This is a genomic window from Bradyrhizobium sp. SYSU BS000235, assembly GCF_049747295.1.
GTDB lineage: Bacteria > Pseudomonadota > Alphaproteobacteria > Rhizobiales > Xanthobacteraceae > Afipia.
In genome coordinates this window covers 5,050,375-5,065,597 of the sequence record NZ_JBMHJM010000001.1, presented here as the reverse complement: position 1 = coordinate 5,065,597, position 15,223 = coordinate 5,050,375, and the positions used below count along the sequence as shown (strand labels likewise).

The following is a 15,223-nucleotide window of genomic DNA, read 5'->3' as shown; positions in this document are numbered from 1 at the left end:
GAGTCCTGTCCAAACGAGTGCGACAAGTGAATTCCTCTTCGCATGAACAGAGGTTGAACGAAACAGAGACGCAACAGATCACCGCTTCATGTCGCGACGCAATGTCGCAAGCGCGAGAGCGTTTGCGACTTCGCCGCCTGCGATTACGGAAGGCCGCTGCTAAAGCGTTTGAACGTCGACCACGCCGGTGACAGCCTTCAAGGCGCCGGCGATCTGCGGCGAAACGCGGAACCGGCCCGGCAGCTTCATTTCCACTTCGGTCTGCAGATCGAGCAGCATGACCAGCGTCACCTCGCCGTCGCCGCCGGATTGTAGCGGCGCGGACCTCACAGTCGGAATTCCGTTCGAACTGCCTGCCGTCGATGTCTGGTGGCTCTCAAGCCGTTTGGCGATGGAGTCGAGCGGCTTGTCATCGCGCACGAAGATGCGAAGCCCCTTTTGGGTTTTCGCCGCCGCATCGTCGAGCGGCTCTGCATGAAGAATGCGCGCGCGCACGTCTTCGCCCTGCAGTTCGGCGCCAAGCTGCATCAGCACTGCGGACCCCGGCTCCAGCACATCGCGATATTGCGCAAGGCCCTCCGAGAACAGCACCGCTTCAAAGTGCCCGGTCGGATCGGACAGGCCGATGATGCCCATCTTGTTGCCGGTCTTGGTCCGGCGCTCCATGCGCGACACAACGGTGGCCGCAACACGGCCAGCCGTCGCACCACTCTTCACCGCGCGTGAGAATTCGCTCCACGATTGCACGCGCAGACGCTTCAGTGCGGTTTCGTAGTCATCCAACGGATGGCCCGACAGGAAGAAGCCGATCGCATCATATTCGCGCCTCAGCCGGTCCGCCGGCAGCCAAGGCTCGATGTTCGGCAGCACGATGCTCGGCGCATCCGCCATGCCGCCGAACATATCGTTCTGCCCGGACGTGGAGGCCTCGTGACTGCGCTGGCACGCGGCGAGGATTGCGTCGGCGCCTGAAAACACGCGTCCCCTGTTGGTGTCGAGGGTGTCGAAGGCACCAGCCGCGGCGAGGCTTTCGAGCACGCGCTTGTTGATGGCGCGCGGATTCACCTTCGAGGCGAAATCCGCGAGTGACGTGAACATGCCCTCCCGCCGCGCTTCGACGATCATGTCCACGGCCTGGCTGCCGACGCCTTTGAGGGCCGCGAGTGCGTAGTAGATGGTATCGCCACTGACCTCGAACGTCGAACCGGAGCGGTTGATCGACGGCGGCTCAACCTTCTTGCCGAGACGTTGCGCCTCTGCCCTGAATTCCGACAGCTTGTCGGTGTTGTTCATATCGAGCGTCATCGACGCCGCGATGAACTCCACCGGATAGTGCGCCTTCATGTACGCGGTCTGATAGGACACCAGCGCGTAGGCGGCCGCGTGGCTCTTGTTGAAGCCGTAGTCGGCGAACTTCGCGAGCAATTCGAAGATCGTCTCCGCCTGCGCTTTGGGGATGCCGTTCTTGACCGAGCCGGCGACAAAGATCGCGCGCTGCTTTTCCATTTCCGCACGGATTTTCTTACCCATCGCCCGGCGCAGCAGGTCGGCGTCGCCGAGCGAGTAGCCGGCCATCACCTGCGCGATCTGCATCACCTGTTCCTGGTAGATGATGACGCCGAAGGTTTCCTTCAGGATCGGCTCCAGAATCGGGTGCAGGTATTCGGGTTCTTCATCGCCATGCTTGCGCGCGCAATAGGTCGGGATGTTCGCCATCGGGCCCGGGCGATACAACGCCACCAGCGCGATGATGTCCTCGAAACGGTCGGGGCGCATGTCGATGAGCGCGCGCCGCATGCCCTGGCTTTCCACCTGGAACACGCCGACCACTTCGCCGCGTGCCAGCATCTCGTAGCTGTCTTTGTCGTCGATCGGCAGCGTCGCCAGATCGACGTGAACATTGCGCTGCTTCAGCAGCTTCACGGCGACATCGAGCACCGTCAGCGTCTTGAGGCCGAGGAAGTCGAATTTCACCAGCCCGGCAGGCTCAACCCACTTCATGTTGAACTGGGTGACCGGCATGTCCGATTTCGGATCGCGATACATCGGCACCAGCTCGCTCAGCGGCCGGTCGCCGATCACGATGCCGGCGGCGTGGGTCGAGGCGTGGCGCGTCAATCCTTCGAGGCGCTGCGCAATGTCGAATGCGCGTGCGACCACGGGATCTTCGTCACGGAATGCCTGGAGTTTGGGCTCGCTCTCGATGGCGGCCGCGAGCGTCACCGGCGCGGCCGGGTTTTGCGGCACGAGCTTCGTCAGCCGATCGACCTGTCCATAAGGCATCTGCAGCACGCGGCCCACGTCGCGCAGCACGCCGCGCGCCTGCAGCGTACCGAACGTGATGATCTGCCCGACCTGGTCGCGGCCGTAGCGCTCCTGCACATAGCGGATCACTTCGATGCGCCGGTCCTGACAGAAATCGATGTCGAAGTCCGGCATCGACACGCGTTCAGGATTGAGGAAGCGTTCGAACAGAAGCCCGAAGCGGATCGGATCGAGATCCGTGATCGTCAGCGCATAGGCCACCAGCGAGCCTGCACCGGAGCCGCGGCCCGGTCCGACAGGAATGCCCTGCGCCTTGGCCCACTTGATGAAGTCCGACACGATCAGGAAGTAACCCGAGTAGTTCATTCGGGTAATGACATCGAGTTCGAAGGCGAGACGCTTGCTGTAGTCTTCCTCGGTGATCCCTTGCGACAGACCATGGGTGGTGAGCCTGCGCTTCAATCCCTCCTCGGCCTGACGGCGCAGTTCGGCGCCTTCGGCCGCTTCCGCATCCGCCGCATTGTCGCTGCCGACCGTAAAGCGCGGCAAAATCGGCTTGCGTGTCCGCGGGCGAAACGCGCAGCGTCGAGCAATTTCAACGGTCGACGCCAACGCTTCAGGCAGATCCGCAAACAGCACGGCCATTTCCGCGCGTGACTTGAACCTGTGGTCGGGCGTGAGCTGGTTGCGATCGGTTTCCGACACCAGCCTACCGCCGGCGATGCAGAGCAAGGCATCGTGAGCTTCATAATCGTCGGTGCTGGCGAAGTGCGGCGCATTGGTCGCCACCAAGGGCAGACCCTTGGCATAAGCGAGATCGATCAATGCGGATTCGCTTTTGCGTTCGCTGTCGAGGCCGTGACGTTGCAGCTCGATGTAGAGGCGGTCGCCGAACAGCTTGATCAGCCGTTCGCATCTTGTGTCCGCCAGGGCGGACTGATCGGCGTTGATGGCCTGGGCGATCGGACCATCGGGCCCGCCCGTGAGTGCGATCAGGTGCTCGCTCTCGCCCTCGAGCCATTCGAACTTGATGTGGATGGTCTCGTTGACCGGCGTTTCAAGAAACGCCCGGGAGTTCAGCCGCATCAGGCTGCGATAGCCTTCCTCGCGCATCGCAAGCAAAACGATACGAGCTGGAGCCAATGCATTGCGGGCATTGGGGTCCTGGTCACCGAAATCAACCGCGAGCGAACACCCCGTGATCGGCTGGATACCGGAGGCCGCCAGCTTCTCGGAGAACTCCAGCGAACCGAACATGTTGTCATTGTCGGTCAACGCCAGCGCCGGCTGGTGATCGGCCTTCGCCAGTTCAGCCAGCTTGGGGACGGTGAGCGAAGCCTGCAGCAGCGAATAAGCGGAATGGACGTGCAGATGCACGAATCCGGCGTCCGATCCGGCCAATTTCGGTGATGCGACGTTCGACATGGCAACCTGCAATCTTGGAAAGGACCCTGCTCCCTCACCTTAAGGCGGCGATGGAACAGAGCGACTCAGCAGGGCCGATGGTGGGACCTCGACCTGCAGGTGTCCACGCTCATGACGCTGACAGGCAAAGTCATCTTCCTTTTCCCCAGTCCCTCATCCGGGAACAGGGACCTTAGAGCTGAGGAATGACCTGCGCCCAGATCGCGATCATTCCGACGAACAGCACAACAGAGGCCAGCGCTGCAGCTTCTTCAACGAATGTCTTCAACATGGATCGACTCCACCAAGAACATAATAGGAACATTGTTCTATTTTTGTTCTAGGAGTCAAGCAAGCCGGAAACGCCGCGCGACGACTCACTTAATAAATTCTTAAACGAGAGCTAAGCGACTGAAAGATCGCGGATTTTCGAAATTCGCCCCGCTCAGTCGAGCTCGATGACCTTGCCGTGCTGAATGGACACACGGCGGTCCATGCGCCCCGCCAGCTCCATGTTGTGGGTCGCGATCAGCATCGCCACCCCTGTCGCCCGCACCAGTTGCATCAACGCTTGAAACACGTGATCAGCCGTCTGCGGATCGAGGTTGCCTGTGGGTTCGTCCGCAAACAAGACACGCGGCGCATTGGCAACGGCGCGCGCGATCGCGACGCGCTGCTGCTCGCCACCCGACAGTTCAGCGGGCCGGTGGGTCACGCGCTCGGACAGACCGAGATAGGACAAGATCTCCTGCGAGCGCTTCACCGTTTCCTTGCGGGACAAGCCGCGGATCATCTGCGGCATCATCACGTTCTCAAGCGCGGAGAACTCCGGCAACAGCCGGTGCGATTGATAAACGAAACCGATGTCGGTGCGGCGGATCTGGGTGCGCTCCTTGTCGGACAAGCTCGATGTGGCCGCGCCGCCGATATAGACCTCGCCTTCGTCGGCATGCTCGAGCAGACCGGCGATGTGCAGCAGGGTCGACTTTCCGGTGCCGGACGGCGCGACCAGTGCAACCGACTGCCCTTCCCACAGCGCCAACGTTGCGCCATCGAGAATCGTCAGCGTGTCCTCACCCTGCTTGTAGCGTCTGTGGACGTCATGCAGGTAAACGACCGGGACTTCCTTCTCGTCTTGCTCCATCCCCGTGCTCACTCGTACCTGAGAGCTTCAATGGGATCGAGACGAGCCGCCCGCCATGATGGGTAGAGCGTTGCCAGGAATGACAGGGTCAACGCCATGATCACGACCGCAGCGGTTTCTCCAAAGTCGACCTCGGCGGGCAGCTTTGAGAGGAAATAAAGCTCGGGCGAGAACAGCTCCGTGTTGGTCAACCACGAAATGAACTGCCGGATGTTTTCGATGTTCAGGCAGATCACGAGACCGAGGATGAATCCGACCAAGGTCCCCACCACACCGATGGCGGCGCCCGTAATCAGGAACACCCGCATGATCGACCCCTGGCTCGCCCCCATGGTCCGCAGGATGGCGATGTCGCTGCCCTTGTCCTTCACCAGCATGATGAGGCCGGAGACGATATTCAGCGCGGCGACGAGAACAATCAGGGTCAGGATCAGGAACATCACGTTCCGCTCGACCTGAAGCGCATTGAAAAAGGTCGAGTTGCGCTGTCGCCAGTCGATCAGGAAGATCGGCCGCTGCGCCGCCTCCGTCACGGCTTTCCTGTAGGTATCCACCTTGTCGGGATTGTCGGTGTATATCTCGATCGAGGTCACGTCGTTGGCGCGATTAAAGTAGGCCTGCGCCTCCGGTAACGGCATGAAGACAAACGACGAGTCGTATTCGGACATGCCGATCTCGAAGACCGCCGCCACCTTGTAGGGCTTGATCCGCGGCGTGGTGCCCATGGGCGTGATCGCGCCCCGTGGCGCAACGAGCGTGATGCTATCGCCGGCACGCAGCGACAACTGATCCGCGAGGCGCCGGCCAATGGCAACCCCCTGCCCTTCATCGAAGCCTTCCAGCGTGCCCTGCTTGATGTTCTTCGCAATCGACGTGAGCTTGTTCAGGTCGGCGGACCTGATGCCGCGCACCAGAACACCGGAGGCATTGAACGGCGACGATGCAAGCGCCTGCCCTTCGACGATCGGCGCCGCAAGCCGGATGCCATCGACCGCTGCGATCCGCTCGGCGACGTCGCGCCAGTCAGTCAGCGGCGATTCCAGCGGCTGAACAAGTAAGTGTCCGTTGAGGCCGAGAATCTTGTCGAGCAGCTCTTTGCGAAAGCCATTCATCACGGCCATCACGATGATCAGCGTCGCGACGCCGAGCATGATGCCGAGAAATGAAAATCCTGCGATGACTGAAATGAACCCTTCCTTGCGCCTCGCCCGCAGATAACGGGTCGAGAGCAACCACTCGAAGGGCGCAAAAGGTCGGGTCCGAACTGGCTCGCTCATGTCTGTTCCACGGTCCGGATTTTCACACGAATCGGGCTAATTCTAGTCAGGTGCTTCACCAACTGCGACAGCACCAAGATTAAATCAGTGCATGAAACGGTTGATTGCGTCGTCGAGACTCATGAACTCGCGCGAGCCATCGCTGCGACGCTTGATCTCGACCTTGCCTTCAGCCAATCCGCGCGGACCGATCAACACCTGCCATGGGATGCCGATGAGGTCGGCGGTGGCGAACTTGCCGCCCGGCCGCTGATCGGTGTCATCGTAGAGAACATCAACGCCCTTGGCCGTCAGTGCCTTGTAGATCTTCTCGCAGGCCTCACCCGTCGTTGCGTCATCCTGCTTCAGGTTCAGGATCGCAACGCGGAATGGCGCGACTTCCTCCGGCCACTTGATGCCGTTCTCGTCGTGGCAGGCTTCAATGATCGCGCCGACCAGACGCGAGACGCCGACACCGTACGAACCGCCGTGGATCGGCTGCTCGCTGCCGTCCGGACCGTTGACCATCGCCTTCATGGTGTCCGAGTATTTGGTGCCGAAGTAGAAGATCTGTCCCACTTCGATGCCGCGGGTCTGCACCCGCTTCTCTTCCGGGACCTCGCGGTCATAGCGCGCCGGATCGTGGACATCCTCAGTCGCCGCATAGAGTTCGGTCCACTGCTTGATGATCGGCGTGAGGTCGCCGCTATAGTCGACATCCTCGCCGGGGACCGGAAGATCGAGCACGTCCTTATTGCAGAACACCCCCGACTCGCCGGTCTCCGCCAGCACGATGAACTCGTGTGAGAGATCCCCGCCGATCGGGCCGGTCTCTGCTCGCATCGGGATCGCCTTGAGGCCCATCCGCGCAAACGTGCGCAGGTAAGCCACGAACATCCGGTTGTAGGACAGGCGTGCCGCGGCCTCGTCCACGTCGAAGGAATAGCCATCCTTCATGAGAAACTCGCGGCCACGCATCACGCCAAAGCGCGGACGCTGCTCGTCGCGGAATTTCCATTGAATATGATAGAGGTTGAGCGGAAGGCTCCGGTAAGACTTCACGTAAGCCCGGAAGATTTCCGTGATCATTTCCTCGTTGGTCGGCCCGTACAGCAGCTCGCGCTTGTGCCGATCCTGGATGCGCAGCATCTCCGGACCATAGGCGTCATAGCGCCCGCTCTCCCGCCACAGATCCGCCAGCTGGAGCGTCGGCATCAGGAGCTCGATGGAGCCTGCCCGGTCCTGCTCTTCTCGAACGATCTTCTCGATCTTCTTGAGCACCCGAAAGCCGAGCGGCAGCCAAGCATAAATACCCGCGGCCTCCTGACGGAGCATGCCGGCGCGCAGCATCAAGCGATGCGACACGATCTCGGCCTCCTTCGGCGTCTCCTTGAGGATGGGCAAAAAGAAGCGCGTGAGTCGCATGGGTGTACTCTGACTGGCTTGAAACTGGTGGAATCGAGGTGGAGTTGGGTGGGTAGTCAAACCGGATCGGCTGTGAAAAGACAAGTGAAAGCGGGCGGCCCGGGCAGTTATAGGGTCAAATCTGGCTATCCGCCCCCCCGCCGTCATGCTAACAGACGAATAGGCTTGAGGTTGAACTTGTGACCTTTTCGGCACGCATCAAGAGGATCGGTCGGCTGGCGGCGCTCGTCGCAGCCTATGCGCTCGTCTTCAATGTGATGCTGACCAGCGCGCTTCTCGCCTCGATCTCTCCACAGAAGCTGAACGACATCCATGAGTTCTGCCTGAATGGCACCTCGTCGGGTCAAACCACTGACGACAGCGGCAATCCGGCCAAGCCGATCATCCATTGTCCGTTATGCGTATCCGGCGCGGCGATGGCCGATCTGCCCCCGCCACCTCCGGCCCTTGCGATCCGGATCGCGTTCAACGTCTTTTACGAGTTTCCACCCGCAGAGCATTTCGTTGCTCCGCTAACGGTCAACGAGCACCAGCCTCGCGGTCCTCCTCACCTCGGTTGACGATTTGCGCCTTCGTGCGCCCGCTTTTCCGTCAATTCGCCTGGTGAGAAACTAATCCATGTTACCCGTGTATCCACGGTTGCGGCGCGTAGCGTCGCACAACGAAGCAACAGCACAACGGCTCTCGTGCGCGTCCGCCATATTGCTGGCCTCGGTCATGTCCGCGACCGCACAAACCGCCACTCAGACTCTGCCGACCATCGACGTCGAAACCTCGCAGCAGAGTTCGTCCGTTCCGCCGTCGCTCGCGGTGCAGACCGCCGAACAGGCCTTGCAGCAAATCCAGCAGACGCCCGGCGGCGTCGCGGTGGTGCCGGCGGACGCCTACAAGAACAACTCGGTGGCAAGCACCATCAAGGACATTCTCGATTATGTTCCCGGCGTCTTCGCCCAACCGAAATTCGGCGACGACACCCGCCTCTCCATCCGCGGGTCCGGCCTCTCGCGCAACTTTCATCTGAGGGGCGTCCAGCTCTTCATGGACGGGATCCCCATCAACACGTCCGATGGGTACGGCGACTTCCAGGAAATCGATCCGACGGCATATAAATTCGTCGAGGTCTGGAAAGGCGCGAATGCGTTGCGCTTCGGCGCGAACTCGCTGGGCGGCGCGATCAACTTCGTGACCCCGACCGGCCGGGACGCCAATATCAACAGCGCCGGCATCGATATGGGCGCGTTCGGCTACCGCCGCTTCCAGGGCAATGTCGGCGGCGCGAACGGTCCGTGGGACGGGTTCTTCACGGCCTCCAATCAGCAATCGCAGGGTTTCCGCGACCATAGTTACGGCCATGATACGCGGGCCAGCGGCAATATCGGCTATCAGTTCTCGCCCGATTTCGAGACGCGCTTCTACATCGATGCCAACGATGTGCGTCAGCGCATCCCGGGCTCAGTCACCCGAACATCGGCGCTGACAGACCCGGCGGCTGCAGCGCCCGTCAACGTCGCCAATGACTGGCAGCGTAACATCGACACCGTGCGCATCGCCAACAAGACGACAATGCGGTTCGACAACACAACGGTCGAGTTCGGCGCCTTCGGGGTCGACCGCCATCTGATGCACCCGATCTATCAGTGGCTCGACTACCACTACCACGACTACGGTGGCTTCGTGCGGGCGACCGACGACCGCGTCATCAATGGCTACCGCAACAAGTTCGTTGCCGGCATCAATATCCTCGACGGCACGATTGACGCGAGGCAGTACGCGAACGTTGGCGGCTACAAGGGCACGCCTGTGTCGTCGCTATTGCAGAAGCCGGAGAACTATTCCGGCTATGCGGAGAATTCGTTCTACGTTTTGCCGAACGTCGCGCTCATCGCAGGCACGCAATACCTGTTTGCCGTCCGCGATCAGCAGGTGAATTTCTCCCTCAATGGCGACGTCAACGGCCGCAGCACCTTCAGCCTGTGGAGCCCGAAGACCGGCTTCCTCTGGGACGTCGATCCGACCTGGCAGGTCTTCGGCAACATCTCGCGCAGCGCCGAGGTGCCGAGCTTCGGCGAAAGCGTGGCACCGAACTTTCAAAATCCGACCTTTCCGACCATTCCCTTCTTCGACATCAAGGCGCAGACCGCCACGACGTATGAGATCGGAACACGCGGCAAACGCCCTGATTTGACCTGGGAACTGACCGGCTATCGCGCCAACATCCGCAACGAGTTGCTGTGCTTCTACAACACCTTCGGCAACTGCAACGTCACCAACGCGGACCGCACCGTCCATCAAGGCATCGAAGCCGGCCTCGGTGCTGCGATCGTCAAGAACATCTTCGTGCAGGGCGATGGTGCCGACAAACTCTGGGTCAACCTCGCCTACACGTTCAACGATTTCCGCTTCGATAACGATCCGACGTACCATAACAACCAGATACCCGGCGCGCCGCGTCATTTCCTCCGTGCCGAATTACTCTACAAGCACCCGAACGGCTTCTACATCGGTCCGAACATCGAATGGGTGCCGCAGGCCTATTACGTGGACAGCGCGAACACGCTCGCCACGCAGGCCTATGCGATCTGGGGGCTGAAAGCCGGTATCGATGACGGCAAATATTCGTTCTATCTCGAGGCCCGCAACATCGCGAACAAGGCGTATATCGCCAGCGCCAGCATCATCAACCAGGCGAATCTGAACTCTCCGCTGTTCGAGCCCGGCAACGGTCGCGCGGTCTACGCAGGAATTAAAGTTCGATGGTGAGAAAATCTTTCGCTGGCATGCCAGAGATATCTTGCGAAAACCCTTCGTTTGCTGGGGTTTTCGCGATTTTTGCGAAATTGTGCAGCGCCACAAAAATGGACATTTATTGCCGAAAAAGGTGACAACTCAAAATCACTGAGTTACAAATTTGATGTCAGACAGGTGCGCTCTTCGCCGCATCATCTGGTGGTCCAAGTCTCGGGAGGAGTCCCTGGCGCGCACAAGCGGCGTCGCCCCGGTTAATCAAGGATAGATCCAACTAATTCGGGGAAATAGGGTCGACACAATTTTTAAGCAGGGCTTTGGCCCTGCTTTTTTTTTTGCGGTCAATTGTAGCGTGACGGGATCGGAACGCCCATCAGATCGGTGAGGCGATCGACATTCAAATAGCCGGCTTTCTGCGCTGCCAGGGCAGCGGCGAAAAGAGTCGCCGAAATAATCGTGGTCCAGAGCAGCTTCCGCGCCATGCGCGGCATCACCGGCGCGCCGGGATCGGTGCCGGGCGCGCCCTCGCCGTCTTCGTGCTGGCTGCGCACGCCGAACGGCAACGTCAGAAACAACACGACCCACCACATGACGAAGTAGATCGCGAACATGGTTGAGATTGTATAGGCCATGGTGTTCAGGCCTGTTCGATTTCGACGAGCGCGCCGGAGAAATCCTTCGGATGAAGAAACAGCACAGGCTTGCCGTGCGCACCGATCCGCGGATTGCCATCGCCGAGGATGCGCGCACCTTCCGCAATCAATGTGTCGCGCGCGGCGATGATGTCCGGAACTTCATAGCAAATGTGATGAATGCCGCCGTCGGCGTTGCGCTCCAGGAACTTTGCAATCGGCGAGTTGTCGCCGAGCGGCTGGATGAACTCGATCTTGGTGTTGGGCAGCGTGGCAAACACGGTGATCACACCATGCTCGGGCAGCGGCACTGCGTCCGAAATATCCGCGCCGAATGCCGTGCCGTAGATCTGCGCAGCCTTCTCGGCATCCTTCACTGCGATCGCAACGTGATTAAGCCGGCCCAGCATGGTTGTCCTCCGCGCGAACTCAAACCATCAATACGTGAACATAGCAAAGCGGCTTCTTGCCCCACTGCTCGTTGATCCCGGCTCGGACTGCACGCCGCACGGACTCCGCGACCGCGTCAGGATCGCGACGCCGCGCACGCGGCAAATTCTCCACGGTCGAGACCACGAGATCGAAAATCTCGTCGGCGATGTCCGCGCCGTCCGCATTCTTTTCCGGAACGCCCGCGAGATCAACTTCCGGATCGTCGGCCAGCTCGCCCTTGTCCGTCATGGCGATAGCCACGAAGGCGCAGCCTGCAAACGCCATGCGCCGCCGCTCGACGACCGCGCGCGCATTCTCGTCCTCGAGCAGATTGCCGTCCTTGTAGATCCGGCCAGCAGGAAGCTGGTCGACGATTGCCGGATCTCCCGGTCCCAGCCGGACCAGATCGCCGTTCTTGCAGATCAGCACCTTCGGCACGCCGCAAGCGCGCGCAAGCTTGGCATGCTCGGACAAATGCAGCGCTTCGCCATGGGCCGGGATTAGCAACTGAGGCCGCACCCACGAGATCATGTCGCGCAACTCATCCTGCCGCGGGTGTCCGGAGACGTGCACAAGGTGGTTGCGGTCCGTGATGATCTCGACGCCCTGCATGATCAGCTTGTTGATGATCGATCCGACCGCCTTCTCGTTGCCGGGAATGGTTCGCGAGGAGAAGATCACCGTGTCGCCCTTGTTGAGCGTCACCAGCGGATGATCATCGTTGGCGATGCGCGCCAATGCGGCGCGAGGTTCGCCCTGGCTTCCCGTACACAGCGCCAGCACCTTGTCCGGCGGAAAATGTCCATAGAGATCCGCGCCGCGGAAATTCTGCACGCCGTCCAGATAGCCGGTTTCACGCGCGACCTGGACCACGCGCTCCATCGCGCGCCCCACCAGCACGACCTCACGGTCGGCGGCTTTCGCGGCTTCTGCAATGGCACGAACGCGTGCGACGTTGGACGCAAACGTTGTCACGGCCACGCGTCCGCGCGCGGCCTTGATCAGCTCTTCAATGGTCTTGGCGACTTCCCGCTCCGACGGTGAACGTCCCTCGCGAACCGCGTTGGTCGAATCTCCGATCAGAGCCAGCACGCCTTCGTCGCCGATCTCGCGCAGGCGCTTCTCATCCGTGGGCTTGCCGATGATCGGCGTCGGATCGATTTTCCAGTCGCCGGTGTGAAGCAACGTTCCGACCGGGGTGCGGATCGCAAGCGCATGCGACTCCGGAATGGAGTGCGCGACGGGGACGAATTCGACGTTGAACGGACCAATGTCCACCCGGCCGCCGGACGGCACAATCGTCACCGGAATTTTCGGCGGATTGCGCTCAGCAGCGCACTTCGCCTCGAACAAGGCCGCGCTGAATTGCGTCGCATAAATCGGACACTGCAGTTGCGGCCACAGATCGATGATGGCGCCGAAGTGATCCTCGTGGGCATGGGTCAGGACGAGACCCATGAGATTTTTCCGCTCTTTCACCAGGAAACGGATATCCGGCATCATCACATCGATACCGGGGAGATGTTCTTCGGTGCCGAACGAGACGCCGAGATCGATTGCGAGCCAGCTACGCTGCTGGCGATTGCCAAGACCGTAGATCGACAGGTTCATGCCGATCTCGCCAATGCCGCCGAGCGGCGCGAACATCAATTCGTCAGGTCGCGCCATCAAGCTGCTCCGGATGATTTGGCGGAGCCGAAATAGACATCCCCCGCTGCAATAGGCCTGCGCCTGCCATTATGGTCCACCACGATCATGCAGCCCGTGTCGTCGATGGTCTCGAAGGTGCCTTCGATGATCGTGTCATTCGACTGGATCGAAACCGTCTCTCCAATGCCGGCTGCGCGCTCCAGCCACATGCGTCGAATGTCGGCAAACCCACGTCCGTTATCCCAAATGCCGCGAAGTTCGGCCCACGAGTCGGACAGGGCCATGAACAGATCGCCTGCGCTGGCATTGACCCCAAGCGTCGACAGAGACGTTGCGGGGTGCGGTGTCCCTTCCGGCGACGCTACGATATTCGTGCCCATGCCGACCGCGACCGCCAGTCCGCCGCCGATCGTCTCTGCCTCCAGCAAAATGCCGGACAGCTTCTCGCCACCGGCGAGGACATCATTGGGCCACTTCAAACGATAACTGACTGCTGATCCACCCGAGCGCATCACGGATTCCAAGCTCACCGCCTGCAACGCCGCTTCAAGCGCGAGTCCTGCGGCAAAACCCAATGTTGCCGCGACAGAGGGCTGTACGTCCATGGTTTCCAGGACAGTTGCCGCGAGATTCCCCCGGGGAGATACCCAGGCCCGTTGACGGCGACCACGGCCTGCCGTCTGCAGGTCCGTCACCAACCACAGCGGTCCGCGTTCTCCGCCTCTCGCCCGTTCCAGCGCCTCGGTATTGGTCGAACCGATACTATCGAACGCCGTGAAACGATATCCTTGAGACTTAGCCCGTGGACCGAGCGCAAATGCCATCAGAACAGGGACTTTGCCGCGACGCTGGCCGCGCTGACCAGCGGCCCCGGATAGACGAAGAACAACAGATTGAATACGCCCGCGACCGTCAGCACCGTGCGCAACTCGACGCCCATTGGCTCGACCGCTCCTGCCGGCTCGTCGAAGTACATCACCTTGACGATGGACAAGTAGTAGAACGCACCCACCACGCTGGTGAGCACGCCGATCACGGCGAGCGCGAACAGGCCCGACTGGATCGCAGCCAGGAAGACGTAGAACTTGCCGAAGAAGCCCGCGAGCGGCGGAACGCCGGCCAGCGAGAACAGCAGCATGGCGAAGACGAATGCCAGCAGCGGATTGGTGCGGGAAAGGCCCGCGAAATCGCTGATGGTCTCAACGGCCTGACCGTTGCGCTTCATGGCGAGGATGACGGAGAACGTGCCCAGCGTCATCGCCACATAAATCGCGATGTAGATCAGCACGCCCTGCGCGCCCTGCTCGGTGCCCGCGGCCAGACCAACCAGCGCGAAGCCCATATGGCCGATCGACGAATAGGCCATCAGGCGCTTGATGTTGCGCTGGCCGATGGCGGCGAACGATCCGAGCGCCATGGATGCGATCGACACGAAGACGACGATCTGCCGCCACTCCGACACGACGCCGGGAAATGCGGTCAGCGCCACACGCGTGAACACAGCCAGTGCGGCGACCTTCGGAGCCGAGGCGAAGAACGCCGTCACAGGGGTCGGAGCGCCCTCGTAAACGTCAGGCGTCCACATGTGGAACGGCACCGCGGAGACCTTGAAGCAGAGGCCCGCGAGCAGGAACACGATGCCGAACAGGATGCCGATGCTGCCGGTCTTCGCTTCCGTTGCGATGCCGGCGAAGCTGACCGTACCGGTAAAGCCGTAAATCAGCGACGCGCCGTAAAGCAGCATGCCGGAGGACAAGGCTCCGAGCACGAAGTACTTCAGGCCGGCTTCCGTGGACTTGGTGTTGTCGCGATGGCTGGCGGCTACGACGTACAGTGCCAGGCTCATCAGCTCGAGGCCGAGATAGAGCATGATCAGGTCGGCCGCCGAGATCAGCACCATCATGCCGACGGTGGAGAGCAGGACCAGGATGGCGTACTCGAAGATCTTGGCCTGCTCCTCGAGGAACCGGCGCGACAGGATCAGCGTGACGCCTGAACCGATCAGCGCAAGGACCTTCAGGAAGCGTGCGTAGTCATCGACAACGAAGCTGCCGCCGAACGTGGTGAGCTTGCCGGCAGGCAGCCAAAACAGCTCAAGAAGGCCCGTGACAACGAGAAGGATCACCGCGATGCCGGTCACCATCGGCGTCGTCTGTTCACCGCGAAACGCGCCGAGCATCAACAGCGCCATCGCGCCGATCGCGAGCACCAGTTCCGGTATGACCGGGAGCAGCGAGTAGCCTGAAACGTCGAAAGTCATAACGTCCTGT

Annotated in this window: 11 protein-coding genes; 2 read left to right on the top strand and 9 right to left on the bottom strand. The window is 61.0% G+C overall.

Annotated features, from left to right (window positions below):
• Nucleotides 1-159: 159 nt before the first annotated feature.
• The 4 genes from dnaE to proS form a co-directional block, all read right to left on the bottom strand.
• On the bottom strand, nucleotides 160-3,690 hold the full coding sequence (gene dnaE / locus ACP0KA_RS23870; RefSeq protein ID WP_424631186.1) for a DNA polymerase III subunit alpha: 3,531 nt from the start codon (nucleotides 3,688-3,690) through the stop codon (nucleotides 160-162).
• 424 nt (nucleotides 3,691-4,114) lie between these two features.
• Nucleotides 4,115-4,813: an ABC transporter ATP-binding protein gene (locus tag ACP0KA_RS23865; RefSeq protein ID WP_424631185.1), complete on the bottom strand. Its 699-nt coding sequence runs from the start codon at nucleotides 4,811-4,813 to the stop codon at nucleotides 4,115-4,117.
• A gap of 8 nt (nucleotides 4,814-4,821) precedes the next feature.
• Nucleotides 4,822-6,090 carry a lipoprotein-releasing ABC transporter permease subunit gene (locus tag ACP0KA_RS23860; RefSeq protein WP_424631184.1) on the bottom strand — a complete coding sequence of 423 codons (1,269 nt, stop codon included), beginning with the start codon at nucleotides 6,088-6,090 and terminating at the stop codon, nucleotides 4,822-4,824.
• An 84-nt stretch (nucleotides 6,091-6,174) separates the two neighbouring features.
• Complete coding sequence (gene proS, locus ACP0KA_RS23855; RefSeq protein ID WP_424631183.1) at nucleotides 6,175-7,494, bottom strand: proline--tRNA ligase; 1,320 nt, start codon at nucleotides 7,492-7,494, stop codon at nucleotides 6,175-6,177.
• A 179-nt stretch (nucleotides 7,495-7,673) separates the two neighbouring features.
• Between proS and ACP0KA_RS23850 the strand changes: the two genes are divergently transcribed.
• Both ACP0KA_RS23850 and ACP0KA_RS23845 read left to right on the top strand, forming a co-directional pair.
• Nucleotides 7,674-8,054, top strand: a complete 381-nt coding sequence (locus tag ACP0KA_RS23850) for a DUF2946 family protein (RefSeq protein WP_424631182.1) — start codon at nucleotides 7,674-7,676, stop codon at nucleotides 8,052-8,054.
• Between the two features lie 157 nt (nucleotides 8,055-8,211).
• Complete coding sequence (locus ACP0KA_RS23845; RefSeq protein WP_424631181.1) at nucleotides 8,212-10,254, top strand: TonB-dependent receptor family protein; 2,043 nt, start codon at nucleotides 8,212-8,214, stop codon at nucleotides 10,252-10,254.
• Between the two features lie 326 nt (nucleotides 10,255-10,580).
• On the opposite strand, the gene ACP0KA_RS23840 is transcribed toward ACP0KA_RS23845, so the two are convergent.
• From ACP0KA_RS23840 to nuoN, 5 genes are read right to left on the bottom strand one after another with little or no spacing between them, the layout of a single operon-like run.
• Entirely contained in the window at nucleotides 10,581-10,871 is a 291-nt protein-coding gene (locus tag ACP0KA_RS23840; RefSeq protein ID WP_424631180.1) for a DUF1467 family protein, read from the bottom strand.
• A gap of 5 nt (nucleotides 10,872-10,876) precedes the next feature.
• Complete coding sequence (gene mce, locus ACP0KA_RS23835) at nucleotides 10,877-11,281, bottom strand: methylmalonyl-CoA epimerase (RefSeq protein WP_424631179.1); 405 nt, start codon at nucleotides 11,279-11,281, stop codon at nucleotides 10,877-10,879.
• Nucleotides 11,282-11,300: 19 nt separating this feature from the next.
• Nucleotides 11,301-12,971: a ribonuclease J gene (locus ACP0KA_RS23830; RefSeq protein ID WP_424631178.1), complete on the bottom strand. Its 1,671-nt coding sequence runs from the start codon at nucleotides 12,969-12,971 to the stop codon at nucleotides 11,301-11,303.
• Complete coding sequence (locus ACP0KA_RS23825) at nucleotides 12,971-13,777, bottom strand: biotin--[acetyl-CoA-carboxylase] ligase (protein ID WP_424631177.1); 807 nt, start codon at nucleotides 13,775-13,777, stop codon at nucleotides 12,971-12,973. Before ACP0KA_RS23825 ends, ACP0KA_RS23830 begins: the two co-directional genes overlap by 1 nt.
• Nucleotides 13,777-15,213, bottom strand: a complete 1,437-nt coding sequence (gene nuoN, locus ACP0KA_RS23820; RefSeq protein ID WP_424631176.1) for an NADH-quinone oxidoreductase subunit NuoN — start codon at nucleotides 15,211-15,213, stop codon at nucleotides 13,777-13,779. The genes ACP0KA_RS23825 and nuoN overlap by 1 nt, the downstream gene beginning before the upstream one ends.
• Nucleotides 15,214-15,223 lie beyond the last annotated feature (10 nt).